The sequence below is a fragment of the Aurantiacibacter marinus genome (genome assembly GCF_001021555.1).
GTDB lineage: Bacteria > Pseudomonadota > Alphaproteobacteria > Sphingomonadales > Sphingomonadaceae > Alteraurantiacibacter > Alteraurantiacibacter marinus.
Map to the genome: position 1 here is coordinate 48689 of NZ_LDCP01000002.1, position 18535 is coordinate 67223.

Annotated in this window: 22 protein-coding genes; 18 read left to right on the forward strand and 4 right to left on the reverse strand. The window is 58.4% G+C overall.

What is annotated here, in order from left to right; translation table 11 throughout:
• Positions 1-12 precede the first annotated feature (12 nt).
• Genes AB731_RS06560 through AB731_RS06570 form a run of 3 tightly spaced genes read left to right on the forward strand, consistent with a single transcriptional unit; the run spans position 13 to position 2903 of the window.
• Positions 13-810, forward strand: coding sequence for a class I SAM-dependent methyltransferase (locus AB731_RS06560; protein WP_047093804.1), 798 nt, complete (start codon positions 13-15; stop codon positions 808-810).
• Complete coding sequence (locus AB731_RS06565; protein WP_047093803.1) at positions 791-2197, forward strand: NAD(P)H-dependent flavin oxidoreductase; 1407 nt, start codon at positions 791-793, stop codon at positions 2195-2197. The genes AB731_RS06560 and AB731_RS06565 overlap by 20 nt, the downstream gene beginning before the upstream one ends.
• Position 2198: 1 nt before the next feature.
• Positions 2199-2903: an alpha/beta hydrolase family protein gene (locus tag AB731_RS06570; protein WP_047093802.1), complete on the forward strand. Its 705-nt coding sequence runs from the start codon at positions 2199-2201 to the stop codon at positions 2901-2903.
• Here the strand turns inward: AB731_RS06570 and AB731_RS13800 are convergent.
• Complete coding sequence (locus tag AB731_RS13800) at positions 2900-3412, reverse strand: DUF805 domain-containing protein (protein WP_082126404.1); 513 nt, start codon at positions 3410-3412, stop codon at positions 2900-2902. The genes AB731_RS06570 and AB731_RS13800 overlap by 4 nt on opposite strands.
• Before the next feature lie 6 nt (positions 3413-3418).
• Positions 3419-4729, reverse strand: a complete 1311-nt coding sequence (locus tag AB731_RS06580) for an ammonium transporter (RefSeq protein ID WP_047093800.1) — start codon at positions 4727-4729, stop codon at positions 3419-3421.
• A gap of 131 nt (positions 4730-4860) precedes the next feature.
• Between AB731_RS06580 and AB731_RS06585 the strand changes: the two genes are divergently transcribed.
• Positions 4861-5331: an SH3 domain-containing protein gene (locus tag AB731_RS06585; protein ID WP_047093799.1), complete on the forward strand. Its 471-nt coding sequence runs from the start codon at positions 4861-4863 to the stop codon at positions 5329-5331.
• Between the two features lie 78 nt (positions 5332-5409).
• Here AB731_RS06585 and AB731_RS06590 read toward each other — a convergent pair whose 3' ends face one another.
• Together AB731_RS06590 and AB731_RS06595 are read right to left on the reverse strand one after the other, a co-directional pair.
• The gene (locus AB731_RS06590; RefSeq protein WP_047093798.1) at positions 5410-5802 is read right to left on the reverse strand and encodes a hypothetical protein; all 393 of its coding nucleotides are present in this window, start codon (positions 5800-5802) and stop codon (positions 5410-5412) included.
• A 104-nt stretch (positions 5803-5906) separates the two neighbouring features.
• Entirely contained in the window at positions 5907-7103 is a 1197-nt protein-coding gene (locus tag AB731_RS06595) for a thiolase family protein (RefSeq protein ID WP_047093951.1), read from the reverse strand.
• A 125-nt stretch (positions 7104-7228) separates the two neighbouring features.
• Between AB731_RS06595 and AB731_RS06600 the strand changes: the two genes are divergently transcribed.
• The 14 genes from AB731_RS06600 (at position 7229) to nuoI (ending at position 18532) form a co-directional block, all read left to right on the forward strand.
• Positions 7229-8668, forward strand: a complete 1440-nt coding sequence (locus AB731_RS06600; RefSeq protein ID WP_047093797.1) for a coniferyl aldehyde dehydrogenase — start codon at positions 7229-7231, stop codon at positions 8666-8668.
• 195 nt (positions 8669-8863) lie between these two features.
• Complete coding sequence (gene ndhC, locus AB731_RS06605) at positions 8864-9250, forward strand: NADH-quinone oxidoreductase subunit A (protein ID WP_047093796.1); 387 nt, start codon at positions 8864-8866, stop codon at positions 9248-9250.
• A complete protein-coding gene (locus AB731_RS06610; protein WP_047093795.1) occupies positions 9241-9789 on the forward strand; it encodes a NuoB/complex I 20 kDa subunit family protein in 549 nt (182 codons plus the stop codon). Before ndhC ends, AB731_RS06610 begins: the two co-directional genes overlap by 10 nt.
• Positions 9786-10535, forward strand: coding sequence for an NADH-quinone oxidoreductase subunit C (locus tag AB731_RS06615; RefSeq protein WP_047093794.1), 750 nt, complete (start codon positions 9786-9788; stop codon positions 10533-10535). Before AB731_RS06610 ends, AB731_RS06615 begins: the two co-directional genes overlap by 4 nt.
• The gene (locus AB731_RS06620; protein WP_047093793.1) at positions 10532-11746 is read left to right on the forward strand and encodes an NADH-quinone oxidoreductase subunit D; all 1215 of its coding nucleotides are present in this window, start codon (positions 10532-10534) and stop codon (positions 11744-11746) included. The genes AB731_RS06615 and AB731_RS06620 overlap by 4 nt, the downstream gene beginning before the upstream one ends.
• A gap of 160 nt (positions 11747-11906) precedes the next feature.
• Positions 11907-12092: a hypothetical protein gene (locus AB731_RS06625; protein ID WP_047093792.1), complete on the forward strand. Its 186-nt coding sequence runs from the start codon at positions 11907-11909 to the stop codon at positions 12090-12092.
• Positions 12082-12750 carry an NADH-quinone oxidoreductase subunit NuoE gene (gene nuoE / locus AB731_RS06630; RefSeq protein WP_047093791.1) on the forward strand — a complete coding sequence of 223 codons (669 nt, stop codon included), beginning with the start codon at positions 12082-12084 and terminating at the stop codon, positions 12748-12750. Before AB731_RS06625 ends, nuoE begins: the two co-directional genes overlap by 11 nt.
• A complete protein-coding gene (locus tag AB731_RS14110) occupies positions 12750-12917 on the forward strand; it encodes a hypothetical protein (protein WP_164474696.1) in 168 nt (55 codons plus the stop codon). Before nuoE ends, AB731_RS14110 begins: the two co-directional genes overlap by 1 nt.
• Entirely contained in the window at positions 12917-13057 is a 141-nt protein-coding gene (locus tag AB731_RS14115) for a hypothetical protein (RefSeq protein WP_164474695.1), read from the forward strand. The genes AB731_RS14110 and AB731_RS14115 overlap by 1 nt, the downstream gene beginning before the upstream one ends.
• Positions 13054-14349 carry an NADH-quinone oxidoreductase subunit NuoF gene (nuoF, locus tag AB731_RS06635; RefSeq protein WP_047093790.1) on the forward strand — a complete coding sequence of 432 codons (1296 nt, stop codon included), beginning with the start codon at positions 13054-13056 and terminating at the stop codon, positions 14347-14349. Before AB731_RS14115 ends, nuoF begins: the two co-directional genes overlap by 4 nt.
• Positions 14346-14996 carry a hypothetical protein gene (locus tag AB731_RS06640; protein ID WP_047093789.1) on the forward strand — a complete coding sequence of 217 codons (651 nt, stop codon included), beginning with the start codon at positions 14346-14348 and terminating at the stop codon, positions 14994-14996. The genes nuoF and AB731_RS06640 overlap by 4 nt, the downstream gene beginning before the upstream one ends.
• Positions 14989-17001, forward strand: coding sequence for an NADH-quinone oxidoreductase subunit NuoG (nuoG, locus tag AB731_RS06645; RefSeq protein ID WP_047093788.1), 2013 nt, complete (start codon positions 14989-14991; stop codon positions 16999-17001). The genes AB731_RS06640 and nuoG overlap by 8 nt, the downstream gene beginning before the upstream one ends.
• A complete protein-coding gene (nuoH, locus tag AB731_RS06650; protein ID WP_047093787.1) occupies positions 16998-18050 on the forward strand; it encodes an NADH-quinone oxidoreductase subunit NuoH in 1053 nt (350 codons plus the stop codon). Before nuoG ends, nuoH begins: the two co-directional genes overlap by 4 nt.
• Positions 18047-18532, forward strand: a complete 486-nt coding sequence (gene nuoI / locus AB731_RS06655; RefSeq protein WP_047093786.1) for an NADH-quinone oxidoreductase subunit NuoI — start codon at positions 18047-18049, stop codon at positions 18530-18532. The genes nuoH and nuoI overlap by 4 nt, the downstream gene beginning before the upstream one ends.
• Positions 18533-18535: the final 3 nt, after the last annotated feature.

The following is an 18535-nucleotide window of genomic DNA, read 5'->3' on the forward strand; positions in this document are numbered from 1 at the left end:
AGAGGCTCAACAATGGAGAGAGGGTCAGCTTTCGGGATTTTGGCATGCGTTGCTGCGTGCGGCTTGCTCGTCGCATGTGACGTCGCAGAGGATGATCGCCCCGTAACCAGCCAGGATTTTCCGAGGCCTTATCGCCCGGTATCCGATCTCAGCGGCAATGCCTTTTCGACCGAACAGATTCGCGACGATCGCCGCGAAGCTGAAACGGTAATGGATCAGGCCGCAATTACCGAAGGTATGACCGTTGCCGATATCGGAGCGGGGGAGGGGTATTACACCGTCCGCCTTGCTGCGCGGGTCGGAGAGGATGGCCGCGTACTTGCGCAGGATATTGACGATGCCGTTCTTCGCCGCCTCGGCAGCCGTGTGGAGCGGGACAGGCTCGACAATGTTTCGGTTGCGCGGGGAAAATTCGATGACCCGGGCTTGCCACCCAATAGTTTCGACCGCATTTTCATGGTACATATGTATCATGAGATAACGGAGCCATATGCGTTCATCTGGCGTATGCGCCCTGCGCTGCGCGAAGGCGGGCAAGTGATTGTGGTTGATGTTGACCGTCCGGCGGATCAACATGGCATCAATCCCCAGCTTCTGTTTTGCGAATTTGAACGGGTCGGGTATCGGTTGGTCGAATTCGTCCGCAAACCGCAAATCGCAGGGTATTACGCACAATTTGAAGTATCTGGCGAGAGGCCGGACCCAAGCGATATAGAGCCCTGCGTACAGCCGGGCGAAGATTTCAACGAGCTTTCCATCAATGATGATAGCTCCTCCTCCGGGGAAGATAATGACGTTCAAGGGTCTTAAACCCATTATGTATGGCGGCCGTGAAGTGTGGCCGCTGGTCGAAGGTGGCAAAGGTGTTTCGGCAACCAACCACGACAGCTCTGGCGCGTGGGCGGCAGCTGGCGGTATTGGCACGGTAAGCGCCGTGAATGCGGACAGTTATGACAGCGACGGCAATCCCGTGCCGCAGGTCTATCCGCAGGCAACCCGCGTCGAACGCCACGAACAGCTGATCCGTTACGCCGTCGATGGCGCGACAGAGCAGGTGAAGCGCGCGCATGAAATTGCTGGCGGTAAAGGCGCGATCAATATCAACGTGCTGTGGGAAATGGGCGGCGCCCAGCAAGTGCTGGAAGGCGTGTTGGAAAACTGCCCCGGCATGATCACCGGCGTCACATGCGGTGCCGGCATGCCGTACAAGCTGGCTGAAATCGCAGAGCGGCACAATGTCCACTATTTGCCGATCGTCAGTTCGGGCAGGGCATTTCGCGCCCTGTGGAAGCGGTCTTATCACAAGGTGCCGCATCTTATGGCGGCGGTCGTGTATGAAGATCCATGGTTGGCCGGCGGTCACAATGGCCTTTCCAACGCAGAAGATCCCAAAGTGCCGCAGGATCCCTATCCGCGCGTGAAGGAACTGCGCGACATGATGCGCAAGGAAGGCGTATCGGACGATGTGCCAGTCGTTATGGCTGGCGGCGTCTGGTGTCTGCGTGAATGGGAAAACTGGATCGACAATCCGGAACTTGGTCAGATCGCATTTCAATTCGGCACGCGGCCTTTGCTGACCGAGGAAAGCCCGATTCCGCAAGTGTGGAAAGAAATGCTCCGTACGGTCGAGCCGGGTGATGTGTTGCTGCACAAATTCAGTCCCACGGGCTTTTATTCCAGTGCTGTCAAAACGCCGTTCCTTTATGACCTGATGCACCGCAGCGATCGGCAAATTCCGATTTTCAAGCGGGATCAGGAAGAAGGCACCGTACCGCTGACCGACCACGGCAAGGCGAAGTATTTCTGGGTCCACCCCGGAGACCAGCGCAAGGCCCAGTCATGGATGGCCGAAGGCTTCACGGAAATCATGAAGACGCCGGATGACACGGTTGTTTTTGTGACCCCGGAAAGCTCCGAGACAATCCGCAAGGATCAGGCGGATTGTATGGGCTGCCTGTCGCATTGCGCATTTTCGTCATGGAAAGACCATGACAATTTCACAACCGGCCGCCTTGCCGATCCGCGCAGCTTCTGCATCCAGAAAACACTGCAGGATATCGCCCACGGCGGGGACCCTGACGATAATCTGGCCTTCGCCGGACACTCGGCATACCGGTTCAAGCAGGACCCGTTCTATTCGAACAACTTCACGCCTAGCGTGAAGCAATTGGTCGACCGTATTCTAACGGGCGACTGATTTGGCAGACAGCAACGCCGCACCGCCGCCGCTTCGCAACATTTTGCGGGAAGCGCTGGCGGTGCCGCGTGTGCTGGTCAATCCGCTGCGCCGGGCGCGATCCGGCGCGCAGATCGGGGAAGGGCGGGCAGCGCTCGTCATTCCTGGCCTCGCCACGGGCGATGTCTCCACCACGCTTCTGCGCCGGACGTTGAAGTCGCGCGGGTTTGCGCCAGAAGGCTGGCGGCTTGGCCTCAACACCGGAGCAGACCCTGCCAAGGTGAAAAAACTGGAAGCGAGGATCGCCGTCCTGCACCGCGCAACGGGCAAGAAAGTGCTGCTTATCGGATGGAGCCTCGGCGGTCTTTACGCGCGCGTTCTAGGCCATCGCTGCGCAGAGCACCTGCATATGGTTGTCACCGTCGCCAGCCCCTTTTCCGGTGATCGCCATGCGAACCGCGCATGGCAGCTATACGAAGCGATCAACGATCACACAGTCGAAAACCCTCCGTTTGTGGAAGACGTTTCAACCAAACCGCCTGTGCAGACGCTGGCGATCTGGTCCGCTGTGGACGGCGTGATTTCGCCGGAATGCACGCGCGGCAAGGAAGGCGAGACGGATCATACCCTGCGCATAGACGCGCCGCATTTCACGCTCGGCACTTCGCGCAGTTGTATCGAGAAATTGCTGGCGAAGATCGCGGAGATCGATGCGGAGAGCGCCTAGATCACCTTGGGTGCAGGGCGCGGGTTCGGTCCGTACGGATTGCCCTCGTCGCGCGGAGGTTGCAGCAGCACAGCAACGTAAAAAAGGCATAATCCCGCAAAGCCGACTTCTGCAATTATGTTGGTCCCCCACAAATCGTGCGATGCATAAGGCCCGGCCTCCCAGTCCTTCCACACGTCCCAAAGGCCCACTGCGCACATGATCAGAACAGGCAATGCGAACCATCCGCTCTTCCCGATGTCGTGAAAACGGCGCGCGGCAGCAGCGGGAATGGGCACGAATACCAAAGCGGATACCAACCCGCCCCACTCACCGAACCTGAACGTTGGGGCAAATAGCCCGTACAAAGCGAAGGCAAGAGCAACCACCGCTACAGGAAGTGCTGGCAGTAGGAACAGCTCTGTCCGACTGGCCCGGCCACGTGGGTCGAAGAAGCGGCGCAAACCTCTCCATGATGTCGCCAGGTCGGCAAAGCATCCCCGCCGTGCGCTCAGATCAGCGGTTGGCATATGGCATCAGTCGATCAGCCAGGCACGCTCGCCATGGCTGGTCTGGTCGAGGCCCTGGACTTCTTCGTCCTCGCTCACGCGCATCGGTATGAACAGGCTGACACCCACGGCGATCAATGCAGTTACTATGGCGCTGAACAGAACGACCACCACCACGCCCAGCGCCTGCACGCCAAGTGCCAGTGGCATCGCGCTGAACTCGGTGTAGCCAGTGCCGCCAAAACCGCTCCAGATGAATACGCCGAGGAGCAGCGTCCCGAGTATACCGCCCACTCCGTGAACTGCGAAAACATCCAGTGAATCGTCGATGCTCAGCGTGTTTTTCACCAATGTGATGGCCCAATAACATACCATGGAACCGGCAACGCCCAGCAAGATCGCAGCACCGGGGGCGATATAACCTGCGGCGGGAGTTATGGTCGCAAGGCCTGCAATTGCGCCCGTAGCGAAGCCGACTGAAGTGGGTTTGCCGAATTTGATCTTCTCGATCAGAATCCACACCAATGCCGCGACAGCGGCGGCGACATGGGTGTTGATAATGGCGCTGGAGGCATCATCCGTCGCGGTCAGCGCGCTACCACCGTTAAAGCCGAACCACCCGACCCACAGCAGCATGGCGCCCAGCATCGTCATCGCAGGCGCGTGGGGGAGGAGGGCGGAGGAGGGGAAGCCTTGCCGTTTACCCAGCAGCAGAGCGACAACCAGCGCGGATGTACCTGCCGTTGCATGAACAACCAGACCACCCGCGAAATCCACTACGCCAAGCTGGCCCAGCCAGCCGCCGCCCCAAATCCAGTGCGCCACGGGGGCATACACCAGCAGGCCCCAGATGGCGGTGAAGGCCAGCACCCAGCCGAAGCGCGCGCGGTCAACCCATGCGCCAACCATCAGTGCCGGAGTTATCGCGGCGAAAGTCATCTGGAAAAGTACGAATGTGCTTTCCGGCAAGGTCATGCCTTCGCGAAGGATTTCCAGTTCGATCAGCATCCATTTCTGGCCGTTGCCGATGACGCCGCCAACGCTGTCTCCGAAAGCCAGCGTGTAACCGACCACCACCCATAATACAGAAGCAAGACCGGCTATTGCGGCGACCTGCAGCATAACTGACAGAAAGTTCTTCGCGCGCACCAGGCCACCGTAAAACAGCGCCAGTCCCGGCAGGGTCATCAGCAAAACCAGCGCGCTCGACATCAGGATCCAGGCGGTATCGCCTGTCTCATTCTGAGCGAGATTGGTCATCTCTTGAGCGAAAGCAGCTTGCGGAGCGGCGATCAGCCCAAAAAACCCGGTGAGTGCGATACCCGTCTTACGAAACATTCTTTACCCCTAGAAGCCCGCTCTGATGGCGGGATTGCGGCCGTGGCGCCTGTTAAGACACATTCAGTGCCCCAAGCAAGCTACAAGGATGCTGTTGCGGCGACTCTATCCACCACGCTAGACACTGCCGGATGATCCGTAATGCAATCCTTGCTGCTTTGGCTGCTGTCGTCCTTCTTCCCGTGGGCGCACATGCGCAGGATACGGGGGTACCCTATTGGGCCAGCTTGGCAGCTGAAGAGGCCAATATGCGGGTGGGTGCCGGCGAACAGTTTCCCATAGAGTGGGTTTACGAGCGCCCCGGATTGCCTTTGAAAGTTATCCGCCGCCATCAGGGCTGGCGCCTTGTCCAGGAGCCGGACGGAACACAAGGTTGGATATTCTCAGGTCTGCTCAGTGATAAACGAACGGCCATCGTGACGGGCCAAGATCTTGCCCCTATGCGCGAAAGTGGTTCTGATCAGGCGCAATTGCGCTGGAATCTGGAGCCAGGAGTTATCGGCGATTTGGGTCAATGTGCAGTGGATTGGTGTGAGCTTGATGTCGAAGGTCACCGCGGGTGGGTCGAGCAAGATCGCCTGTGGGGCGCGGGTGAGCCTTGACCATTCGGTAGAATCGGCTCGCAACAAAAAAGGGCGACCCAGCGGGGCCGCCCTTTTTTGTTTACGGGTGCTTCGGACTTAGCTCGTGTAGGAGAAAGTCAGGGTGTCGCCAGCAGAATTGGTCATATCGACCGTGCCAGCTTCAACACCAGGAGCGAAAGTCGCACAATCCGCTTCGGCTGCGCCTTGGGCAGTCCAGCAAGCGCCTTCTGCGGTGTCTTCCCACGTGCCTGTTTCAACCTGTTCACCCGCTTCGGTAACAGCGTAGGAGCCATCAGCATTCAGCGAGATTGCGAGCTCGGTGCCATCTTCGGTCAGCGAAGTATATGTACCAGCATCAGAGGCGACAGGTGTCGTAGCGACTGTATCGTCAATCACCGCTTCGGTCGGTTCTGCGGCATCATTGCCACCGCAGGCTGCCAGCGTCAGGGATGCGGCACATACGCCGGCAAGTGCAAAAATTGTCTTCATGGTAATGTCCTGAATGTTGTTTCGGGGGTTGGTAGTGCAAGATTGGAAAGCCTTCCTCACATAATTCGCCAGCGATGGCGAGTGCGAAGGGGCAAACCGAATAATCAGGCGAGCTCGACTGCCAGTGCCGTTGCTTCGCCGCCGCCAATGCAAAGCGATGCAATGCCGCGTTTCTTGCCCTGTTGCTTCAACGCGTTGATTAGAGTGACGATAATGCGTGTGCCGCTCGCGCCGATGGGATGGCCCAATGCGGTGCCGCCGCCATTCACATTGATCTTCTCATGCGCAATGCCGATGTCGCGCATGGCGAACATGGCGACACAGGCAAAGGCCTCGTTCACTTCCCACAGATCAACATCTTCCACGCTCCAGCCGGTCTGATCGAGCAGCTTCTTGATCGCGCCGACCGGAGCGATAGTGAACTCTTCAGGCGCCTGCGCGTGGGCAGTCAGGCCAATCACAGTTGCGACCGGAGTCAGGCCCTTTGCTTCCGCAACGCTCTTGCGCGTCAGCACGACCGCTGCTGCACCATCCGAAATTGAAGAGGATGTCGCGGCCGTGATCGTACCGTCCTTGGCAAATGCTGGGCGCAGCTGCGGGATCTTGTCCGGATTGCCCTTGCCAGGCGCTTCGTCAGTGTCGACGGTGACATCGCCGCGACGGGTCGAGAAGGTAACCGGCACGACTTCGCCAGCAAATGCGCCGCTGGAAATCGCGGCATTTGCGCGTTCGAGAGAGGCGATGGAGTAATCATCCATTTCTTCGCGGGTCAGTTGATACTTGTCCGCCATGTCCTGTGCGAATGTTCCCATGGCGCGGCCTTCTTCATAGGCATCTTCAAGTCCGTCCAGGAACATGTGGTCATAGGCCGTATCATGGCCGATGCGCGCTCCGGAACGGTGCTTCTTCAGCAGATACGGTGCGTTGGTCATGCTTTCCATGCCGCCGGCAACAATGGTGTCGGCTGACCCGGTGGCAAGCGCTTCTGCGCCCATGATGACGGTTTGCATCCCGCTGCCGCATACCTTGTTTACCGTGGTGGCCTGCGCGCTTAGTGGCAGGCCAGCCTTTAGTGCAGCCTGACGGGCAGGGGCCTGACCAAGCCCGGCAGGAAGTACGCAGCCCATGTAAACGCGGTCCACATCCTCACCTGCAACACCCGCACGTTCAATTGCAGCCTTCACCGCCGTTGCGCCAAGATCGGTGGCAGCAACATCGGCAAGTGCGCCCTGCATCGCCCCCATGGGGGTGCGGGCGTAGGACAGAATGACAATCGGATCGCTTTCATTGAATGCGGGCATGGATGCAGGCCTTTCGGGCATTAGATTGGATTGGTTTCGCAGGTCTTTTAGGAATGCGCCGCAACGAATGCAATCGGCGCGCGTTGGGAGAATAAATCCAGACGATACAAGCAGAGGTACCAGAAATGTCCGCTACCCTTACCGACCCCGCAATGCTGAAACCCATGCTCGAGGCGCAGCAACGAGCGTTCATTGCGGCCCGGCCGGAGGCGCTTTCAATCCGCCGTGACCGGCTCGACCGGACGATTGCCTTGCTGGCCGACAATGACAAGGCGCTGTGTGATGCGATGAGCGAGGATTATGGCAACCGGTCCGAAGTGCAGAGCATGCTCACCGATATTCTGGTGTCCATCCGGTTCGCCAAATATTGCCGTGAAAAAATGGCGCATTGGGCGAAGCCGGATAGTCGCAGCGTGCAGTTTCCGCTGGGCCTGCTCGGCGCGAAGGCCGAAGTGCGTTACGAGCCAAAGGGCGTTGTGGGCATCATCAGCCCGTGGAACTTCCCTGTGAACCTCGCCTTTGGTCCGCTGGCGCAGGTGCTGGCAGCAGGCAACCGCGCGATGATCAAACCGAGCGAGTCCACGCCAACGACTGCAAATTTGATTGCCGAACTGGTGGGTGCGCGGTTCGATGCACACGAAGTAGCTGTCGCAACTGGCGGCGTTGACGTTGCAAAAGCGTTTTCCGCGCTGCCCTTCGATCACCTTGTCTTTACCGGTTCTACTGAAACCGGACGCAAGGTGATGGAAGCTGCTGGCACAAACCTTACTCCAGTAACGCTCGAACTGGGCGGGAAAAGTCCGGCGATCATCGGCGCCAGCGCCGACCTTGAACGCACCGGTTCGCGCATCGTAACCGGCAAGATGATGAATGCCGGTCAGATATGCATCGCCCCGGACTATCTCCTTGTGCCCGAAAGCATGGAAGATGGCGTGATTGCGTCGCTGGAACTGGGCGTATTGGATCAATATCCCACTGTGCGCGATAATCCTGACTATGCGAGCGTGATCAATGACAGCCAGTATTCCAGATTGCAGGAAATGGTGGCTGACGCGCGCGACAAGGGCGGCGATGTCATGGAAATCAATCCGGCGGGAGAGGACTTCAGCGCCAGCAACACCCGCAAGATGCCGCTTACAATTATCCGGAATCCCACACCGGATATGCAGGCCATGCAGGAGGAGATTTTTGGTCCGGTGCTGCCGGTAAAAACCTATCGCGGTATTGATGAAGCTATTCAATTCATCAACGATGGCGGGCGACCGCTTGCCTTGTATTATTTCGGCAATGACTCCGCTGAACGTGATGCAGTGCTGTCCCGCACGATCTCCGGCGGGGTGACGGTCAACGATGTCATCTTCCACAACACTGTGGAGGACATGCCCTTTGGCGGTGTCGGTGCCAGCGGCATCGGCGCATATCACGGCGTGGAGGGATTCCGCGAATTCAGCCATGCGCGCGCCGTCTATACTCAGCCGAAAATCGATGTGGCGGGCATGGCAGGCCTGAAACCACCATATGGGGATCGGGCTCGCAAGATGCTGCACATGATGGCGCGGAAATAGAACAGGTTGAAGTCTGATATCGGGGCATGACGGGCGGTTTGACCGGCGGTAACAGGCACGCCCATTACGGCCGCTGAGCTGCAACTGGTGGAAACTGCACCATAACAACCGTAAATAGGGTCCTTAGTCGCCTTGCATGATGGCGGGCAGGGGCCTAAACGCGCCACCAACCCTTTAGCTATATCCGAGTCCGCTTTGGCCGATCTCAATCCATATCTTGTGCAGTATCTCCCGATCCTGCTGTTCCTCGCCATCGCATTTGGCCTGTCTGTTGCGTTCGTGTTTCTGCCGATGGGCGTGTCTCGTCTCACAGGCAGTCACCAGCCTGCGACTGACAAACTTGCCGAATATGAATGTGGTTTTCCCGCATTCGAAGCGCCGCGTAATCAGTTCGATGTGCGCTTCTATCTCGTCGCGATCCTGTTCATCATCTTCGACTTGGAGGCGGCGTTTCTGTTTCCATGGGCAGTAAGCCTGGAACATACAGGCTGGGCCGGGTGGATCGGCATGATGGTTTTCCTGTTCATCCTTGCGGTGGGCTTTGCATATGAATGGAAGAAGGGAGCTCTCGAATGGGAGTGAACGAAAACATCCCCGCAGCACAACCCGGTGAGGTAAAGCAGCCTGACACGGACTATTTCAACGCGCTCCAGACAGAGGTGAATGACAAGGGATTCCTCGTCACCAGCACCGAAGATCTGTTCCAGTGGGCGCGTACCGGCTCCCTGTGGTGGATGACATTCGGTCTGGCGTGCTGCGCGGTGGAGATGATCCACGTCAACATGCCGCGTTACGATATGGAACGTTTCGGCATCGCCCCGCGCGCCAGCCCGCGCCAGTCTGATGTGATGATCGTGGCAGGTACGCTGTGCAACAAGATGGCGCCCGCACTTCGCCGTGTTTACGACCAGATGTCGGAGCCGAAATATGTGATTTCGATGGGCAGCTGCGCCAATGGCGGCGGCTACTATCATTACAGCTATTCCGTAGTGCGCGGTTGTGATCGCATTGTGCCGGTAGATATCTACATTCCCGGGTGCCCGCCAACGGCAGAGGCGCTGCTGTACGGCGTAATGCAATTGCAGCGCAAAATCCGCCGCAGCGGGACGATTGAACGATGACGGTCGTTCATTCCGCCCCCAGGATCGCTTCCAATGAAGGTGTACGCGATGCGCTGACAAAAGTGCTTGGCGCGCATGTGTTGGGCTCTTCCGAAAATCACGGCGAGATCATCATCACCGTGCAGCGCGATTCCATAGAGGACGTGCTGCGCACCCTGCGTGACGAGCACGCTTACCAGCAACTCGTTGAAATCGCTGGTGTTGATTTTCCGGGCCGGACAGAGCGGTTTGAAGTAGTCTACATGCTCCTCAGCCTGACCAAGAACCACCGTGTCATGGTGAAGGTCAGCACGGACGAAGATACGCCCGTTCCCACTGTCACAACGCTGTGGCCGGTGGCTGGATGGCTGGAGCGCGAAGTGTTCGACATGTTCGGCGTCACTTTCGACGGCAACACTGATTTGCGCCGCATCCTCACCGATTACGGCTTTGAAGGGCATCCTTTCCGCAAGGACTTCCCGCTGACGGGGTACACCGAACTGCGCTATTCCGAGGAGGAAAAGCGCGTTGTTTATGAGCCGGTGGAACTGGCGCAGGATTTCCGCACTTTCGATTTCACCTCGCCATGGGAGGGTGCCGATTACGTCCTGCCGGGCGATGAAAAGGCCGATATGCCGGATGTCGATAAGCCCAAGACGACCGAAAGCGAAAAGCAGACCGGCGCGGGCGCGAAAACCGATGACAAGGCGGCGGAAGGCACCAAGGCTGATCCGCCCGCTATGATGACCAAGGGGGACGGCAAATGAGCGGCCTCACACTCGAAGAATCGCCCACCACAGACGGCGAGGAAATCTCCAACTACACGATCAACTTCGGCCCCCAGCACCCTGCCGCGCACGGCGTTTTGCGCATGGTCATGGAACTGGACGGCGAAATTATCGAACGTGTCGATCCGCATGTCGGCCTGCTGCATCGCGGCACCGAAAAGCTGATCGAATACAAGACCTATTTGCAGGCGCTGCCGTATTTTGACCGGCTCGATTACTGTTCCCCGCTGGCGCAGGAATACAGCTATGTCCTCGCCATCGAGAAGCTGCTGAATGTCGAAGTGCCCGAACGCGCGCAATATCTGCGTGTGCTGTTCGCGGAGCTGACGCGCATCTGCAATCACATGCTCAATATCGGCGCGCATGTGATGGACGTTGGCGCCATGACGCCAAACCTGTGGGTGTTCGAACTGCGTGAGGACTGCCTGAACTTCTTCGAACGTGCCTCCGGCGCGCGCATGCACTCTGCCTATTTCCGTCCCGGCGGCGTCCATCAGGATGTGCCGCTGAAGCTGCTGACCGACATCGGCGACTGGGTCGATACGCGCCTACCCGAACTGTTCGGCGATGCGATGAGCCTGGTGATCGACAACCGCATTTTCAAACAGCGCAATGTCGATATTGCATTGGTTTCGAAAGAAGACGCGATTGCCTGGGGCTTCTCCGGCCCGATGATCCGCGCGGCCGGCGTGCCGTGGGACCTGCGCAAATCGCAGCCCTATGATGTGTATGACCGCATGGACTTTGAAATCCCGGTCGGCACCAATTCCGATTGCTACGACCGCTTCATGGTCCGCGTGGAAGAAGTCTACCAGTCCGCCCGCATCATCAAGCAATGCCTCGCCGAAATGCCCGAAGGCCCGATTGCGACGGACGACCGCAAGATCGCTCCGCCCAAGCGCGCCGAGATGAAGCAGTCGATGGAAGCGCTGATCCATCACTTCAAGCTCTACACCGAAGGCTTCCACGTTCCGGCGGGCGAAGTCTATGTCGCGACGGAAAGCCCAAAGGGCGAATTCGGCGTCTATCTGGTGAGCGACGGGTCAAACAAACCCTACCGCTGCAAGATACGCCCGACCGCGTTCTCGCATTTGCAGGCGATGGACTTCATGACGAAGGGCCACATGCTGCCCGACGCAACGGCTATCCTCGGCGCGATCGACGTGGTGTTCGGGGAGTGTGATCGGTGATTCTTGAGCGTTTAGATCGTGCTCGTCACATTATTTTCCCTCTCACTGCAGTCGTTGCTTTGCTGGCAATGCATGACGTTACCGGGGTAAGTCGCTGGATATTGATCGTTCCGGTTCTATTGGCAACTTTCGCGCTCGTTGCGGTGTGGGATCGTGTCAAATGATCCTCCGCGAATTCTTCATTATCGTCGCAGCTTTCGCCGCATTCGCATCGGCCACTGCCGCATATCTCGCGGTCTTCCACGGGGAAGCGCCGCTCAAGGAAATCCTCTCCACCGCCTTTGCTGCGGTGATCGGCCTGTATGTGGGCCGCTATATCGAACGGAGACTGGCACATGGCCGGTAGACATATCGCCCCCGACACACCCGAATTGCGCGCGCAGTTTGGTGGCTGGACTTTCACGGATGCAAACCGTGAAAAGGCCGACTGGCATATCAAGAAATATCCCGAAGGCCGCCAGAAGAGCGCGGTGATGCCGCTGCTCGATCTGGCGCAGCGCCAGGTGGGCGAAGAGACGAATACGCAAGGCTGGTTGCCGCTCCCGGTGATCGAATATGTCGCCGAATATCTCGATATGCCGGTGATCCGCGTGCTGGAAGTCGCGACGTTCTACATGATGTATAACCTTGTTCCGGTTGGCAAATTCCACGTGCAGGTATGCGGTACCACGCCGTGCATGCTGCGCGGTTCGGACGAGATCATGGCGGCTTGCGAGTCGCGCGGAATGGATTTCGGCAAGGTGTCCGAGGACGGTTTGTGGACGCTCAGCGAAGTCGAATGCATGGGCAATTGCGCCACTGCGCCAATGGTCCAGATCAATGATGCCAATTACGAAGACCTGACTGCTGAACGTCTGGACGCCGTGCTAGATGCGCTGGCCGCAGGCGATCAGCCAAAGGAAGGCACGCAAGAACCGGGCCGGCACACGTCTGAGCCTTCGGGCGGCGTGACCAGCCTCAAGGAAATGGTCGACGCCAATCACGATTACCGGGAGGAGTGGTGATGGCCGTCACTCCTAAAAATGGTATGCAGGGCGTAGGGGTGATTTTCATCATTCTGGCGGCCGTGCAGATGTTGAAGGGTGATAGCTGGATCGTCTGGCTGATCCTCGGTTTCCTGTTCGGCGGGTTCGGCTATTTCTCTTCCAAGAAGCCGGGGGGCGATTTGTGATGGACCAGATATTCCCCATCATCATCGCGCTGATCCTCGTTTTCATCGCGTGGAAGGTGCTCAAGGGCATTATCAAGACAGTCGTTCTGGTCGCAATTCTCGCGGCGGCGGCAATTTACGTATTCGGAGTTGGCGCATGAGCCTTCAGGACAAGGATCGCATCTTCACCAACGTCTACGGCTTTCAGGACTGGGGCCTGAAAGCTGCTGAAAAGCGCGGTGATTGGGACGATACCAAGGCGCTGATCGCGCGTGGGCAGGACGCCATTATCGAAGAGATAAAGGCGTCGGGCCTGCGCGGGCGCGGTGGTGCTGGCTTCCCCACCGGCATGAAATGGTCCTTCATGCCCAAGGAAAGCAAAGATGGGCGTCCGTCATTCCTGGTAATCAATGCCGATGAATCGGAGCCGGGTTCGTGCAAGGACCGCGAGATCATCCGCCACGATCCGCACAAATTGATCGAAGGCGCGCTGGTCGCCGGTTTCGCCATGCGAGCGAGGGCCGCCTACATCTATATTCGCGGCGAATATATCCGGGAAGCCGAAACGCTTCAGGCCGCGATTGACGAGGCATATGACGCAGGCTTCATCGGCAAGAATGCCAGCGGCTCCGGCTTTGACTTCGATGTGTTCATGCACCGCGGTGCGGGCGCGTATATCTGCGGCGAAGAAACCGCGATGATCGAAAGCCTCGAGGGCAAGAAAGGCCAGCCACGCCTTAAGCCCCCGTTCCCGGCAGGCGCTGGCCTGTATGGCTGCCCAACCACGGTCAACAATGTCGAAAGCATCGCGGTCGTCCCCACGATCCTGCGACGCGGCGCGAGCTGGTTTTCCAGCTTCGGACGTGAAGGAAACAAGGGCACCAAATTGTTCCAGATCAGCGGGCATGTGAACAACCCATGCGTCGTTGAAGAAGCGATGAGCATCACCTTCGAAGAGCTGATAGAAAAGCACTGCGGCGGTATTCGTGGCGGGTGGGATAATCTTCTCGCGGTAATTCCCGGCGGATCGTCGGTTCCGCTCGTGCCTGCCGAGCAGATCCGCCACGCGCATATGGATTTTGACGGCCTGAAGGAACTTGGCTCCGGCCTTGGTACTGCGGGTGTTATCGTGATGGACAAGTCCACCGATATCGTCCGTGCGATCAGCCGTCTCAGCTATTTCTACAAACATGAAAGCTGCGGCCAGTGCACGCCTTGCCGTGAAGGCACAGGCTGGATGTGGCGCGTGATGGAGCGGCTTCGCACAGGTGAAAGCAGCTCTGAAGAAATCGACATGCTGTATCAGGTGACAAAGCAGGTTGAAGGTCACACGATCTGCGCGCTGGGCGACGCCGCAGCGTGGCCGATCCAGGGTTTGCTAAAGCATTTCCGCCCTGAGTTGGAGCGGCGGATTGCAGAGCGTGATGGCGTTTTGCAGGAGGCGGCAGAATGATCAGAATTCTTCATATCGCCATCGCGGGATTTATCGGACTCGCAGTCGCAGCTCCGGCACAGGCGCAGCAAGAGCGCAGCGAACGGATGCAGCGCCTTGCAGTTGCCGCGTGGACCGCCTGTATCGCTGACGAGTTTCCACAAGATGTGCACGATCTGCTGATCCTTGATTATCGCACAGACCGTTATCGCAGCCTTATTCGCGAGCTTGGCGAGCGCCGGGTGAGCGAGGAATGCTTCAACGCCATGCCGCGCGCCTATCGCCGGATCGAACTGGGCGGATTGCCATTTGCGGGCGGCCTTGCGGAACAGATGATCGAAATGGAAGCGCAAGAGCCTCTCGTCAAACGGCTTTCCATGGCTGTCATCGGCGAGCCGGTGACAACGCATTCCTACACTGATCAGGTTGCCAGTTGCATGGTGCTCGGCGCACCAAATCTGGCGGCGGACCTGTTTGCTACCGCGCCTGCGTCGGACGAGGAGACGGCTGCGTTTGCCCAGCTGGAACTGGTACAGGCTATCTGCACGCAGAGCGGCAGCGCAATCGAGGCAACGCCTCTGGCCATGCGATCGATGCTGGCCACGGCGAGCTTCCGTATTCTGGCAGCGCAGAACAGCGCTCCTGCAGAAAGTGACGACGATGCCTAAGGTAACCGTAGACGGACAGGAAATCGAGGTTCCCGCAGGCGCAACCGTGCTGCAGGCGTGTGAGCTGGCGGGCAAGGAAATTCCGCGTTTCTGTTATCACGAACGGCTAAGTATCGCTGGCAACTGCCGGATGTGTCTGGTCGAAGTGAAGCCTGGACCGCCTAAGCCGCAGGCTTCCTGCGCTTTGCCAGCCACCGAAGGCCAGGAAATCCGTACGGATTCCGAGATGGTAAAAACCGCGCGCGAAGGCGTGATGGAATTTCTGCTGATCAACCATCCACTTGATTGCCCGATTTGCGATCAGGGCGGCGAGTGTGATTTGCAGGACCAGGCGATGGCCTATGGCCGGGGCGGCAGCCGATATCACGAGAACAAACGCGCAGTGATGTCCAAGAACATGGGCCCGCTGATCAAGACGATCATGACCCGCTGCATCCACTGCACCCGCTGCGTCCGCTTCTCCGAAGAAGTGGCCGGTGTGGACGAAATCGGCGCGCTTTACCGCGGCGAAGACATGCAGATTACCACCTATCTTGAGCAGGCAGCCAAGCATGAGCTGTCTGCCAATGTGATCGATTTGTGCCCCGTCGGTGCGCTTACCAGTGGGCCTTACGCCTATGAATCGCGACCGTGGGAGCTGAAGAAGACGCTCGGCATCGATGTGTCGGACGCGGTTGGCTCCAACATCCGGATCGACAGCCGCGGGCGTGAAGTGCTCCGCGTGCTGCCCCGCATCAATGATGATGTGAATGAGGAGTGGATCTCGGACAAGGCGCGTTATCAGGTCGATGGCCTGACGCGCCGCCGTCTCGACAAGGTATTCCTGCGTAAGTCTGGCAAGCTCGTCGAGAGCACGTGGGACGATGCATTCAAGAAAATCGCCAAGGCCAAGCCAGGCAAGGCCATCGCTGCAATTGCGGGCGATATGGTCGATTGCGAAACAATGTTCGCGGCCAAGGCCCTGCTGAAGGCGAGTGGTTCTTCTCTGATCGAAAGCCGCCAGACCGGCATGGATTATGACGTATCCAGCCTTGCCGGCGTCAATTTCAACAGCAGCTTTGCCGGGATCGAGGAAGCGGACGCTATCCTTATCATCGGCAGCCATGTGCGCTGGGAAGCGCCGCTGGTGAATGTCCGTATTCGCAAGGCGGTGAAGCGCGGCGCGAAGGTGTTTTTGGTCGGGCCTGAGTGGGACACGACCTATAAAGCAGAATTCCTTGGCAGTGATGTCGGTATTCTCGGCAATTTGCCTGCCCATGTTCAGGATGCGCTGAAGGGCGCTGAAAAGCCTGCCGTCATTATCGGCGGGGCAGGGCTGGTTGCGGGTGCGCACGGCGCTGCGCTGCGCATCGCGCACGATTTCGGCATGGTGAAAGATGGCTGGAACGGCTTTAACGTGCTGCACTTCTCGGCCGCCCGCATGGGCGCGCTGATGCTCGGTTTTGCGCAAAAGGGCGGCATGGCGGATATCGTCAAGGCGGGGCCAAAGGTTGTTCTGGCACTTGGCGCGGACGAGGTGGATTTCACTAAGTTCCCCGATGCGCTGAAAGTCTACATCGGCCACCACGGTGATAAGGGCGCGCACGCGGCGGATATCATCCTGCCTGCCAGTGCCTACACCGAAAAGCCCGGCACTTATGTAAACACCGAAGGCCGCGTTCAGATGGCCGACAAGGCGATTTTCGCTCCCGGCGATGCACGTGAAGACTGGACGATCCTGCGTGCACTGGCCGATTCGCTGGGCGTGAGCGTCGGCTTTGACAGCTATCACGAATTGCGCAGCGCGATGACGGCGGAAGTGCCTTCGTTGGGTAATGAGGGCGAGATCGCGGATTATGGCGCTTTGCCCGCTGCTCCGGCAGGCTCGGCCCCTTCAGGCGAAATTAGCGGCTACCCGGTCAAGGACTTCTACCTCACCAATTCAATCGCTCGTTCGAGCGCGGTCATGCAGCAGTGTTCTGATGAATTGCTCAACGGCGATATGCTGAAGGAGGCTGCGGAATGACCGAATTTTTCATCTCTCAAGGCATGAGCGCGGGCTTTGCGCTCGTCCTCGCCTCCGTGATTGGCATTCTCCTGATCGCTCTGCCGGTGATGTTTGCCGTTGCCATGGTGATCTATGTCGACCGCAAGGTGCTTGGCGCAATCATGCTGCGGCGCGGGCCGAATGTGGTGGGTCCGTTTGGCCTGTTGCAAAGCTTTGCTGATGGGCTGAAGGTCTTCTTGCAGGAAACCATCATCCCCAGTGCGGCGAACAAGGGCATTTTCCTGCTCGCACCGATCATCACTTTCACCGTGGCACTGGTGGCGTGGGCAGTTATCCCGTTTTCCGAAACATGGGTGCTGGCGGATATCAATGTCGGCCTGCTGTACATTCTCGCGATCAGTTCGCTGTCGGTATACGGCATCACGATGGCGGGCTGGGCGAGTAACTCCAAATACCCGTTTTTCTCCGCCATGCGCGCCGCCGCGCAGATGATCTCTTACGAAGTTTCCATCGGCTTTATCCTGGTGTGCGTGGTGCTTTTTGCAGGCACGTTCAACCTGAATGACATCGTGCGCGCGCAGGAAGGCTTCGGACTTGGCGTGATTAACGCCTATGTCGTGCATCCGCTGCTGTTCCCGATGTGGGTGCTGTTCTTCATCTCCAGCCTTGCGGAAACGCAGCGCACGCCGTTCGACCTGACTGAAGCGGAAAGCGAGCTGGTGGCCGGTTATCAGACCGAGTACAGCTCCATGGCCTTCGCGCTGTTCTGGCTGGGCGAATATGCCAACATCCTGCTGATGTGCAGCCTCAACACGCTGCTGTTCTTCGGTGGCTGGCTGCCTCCGATTGACTGGGCGCCGCTGTATTATGTGCCGGGCTTCATCTGGTTCCTGCTGAAGACCTTCGTGTTCTTCTTCATGTTCAGCTGGATCTGGGCGACCGTGCCGCGTTACCGATATGACCAGCTGATGCGGCTTGGCTGGAAAGTGTTCCTGCCGATGAGCCTTCTGTTCGTCGTTCTTATTTCCGGGTGGCTGATGCTGACCCGTTATGGAGGTGCGGCATGACCGCTGCCCAACTTATAAAATCGTTCACGCTTTGGGAATTCCTCAAGGCCCACGCGCTGACGCTGAAGTATTTCTTCAAGCCGAAGGTGACGCTCAACTATCCGTTCGAAAAGAACTCGCTATCCCCACGTTTTCGCGGTGAGCACGCACTACGCCGTTACCCCAATGGCGAGGAGCGCTGCATTGCGTGCAAGCTGTGCGAGGCGGTGTGTCCCGCGCAGGCGATCACCATTGAAAGCGAACCACGTGATGATGGCAGCCGCCGCACCACGCGATATGACATCGATATGACCAAATGCATCTACTGCGGCTTCTGTCAGGAAGCTTGCCCGGTGGATGCTGTGGTCGAAGGGCCGAACTTCGAATACGCAACCGAAACGCGCGAAGAACTGCTTTACGACAAGACGAAACTGCTGGCGAACGGGGACAAGTGGGAGCGGGCGATTGCCGCAAACCTTGAAGCCGACGCGCCCTACCGCTAACCG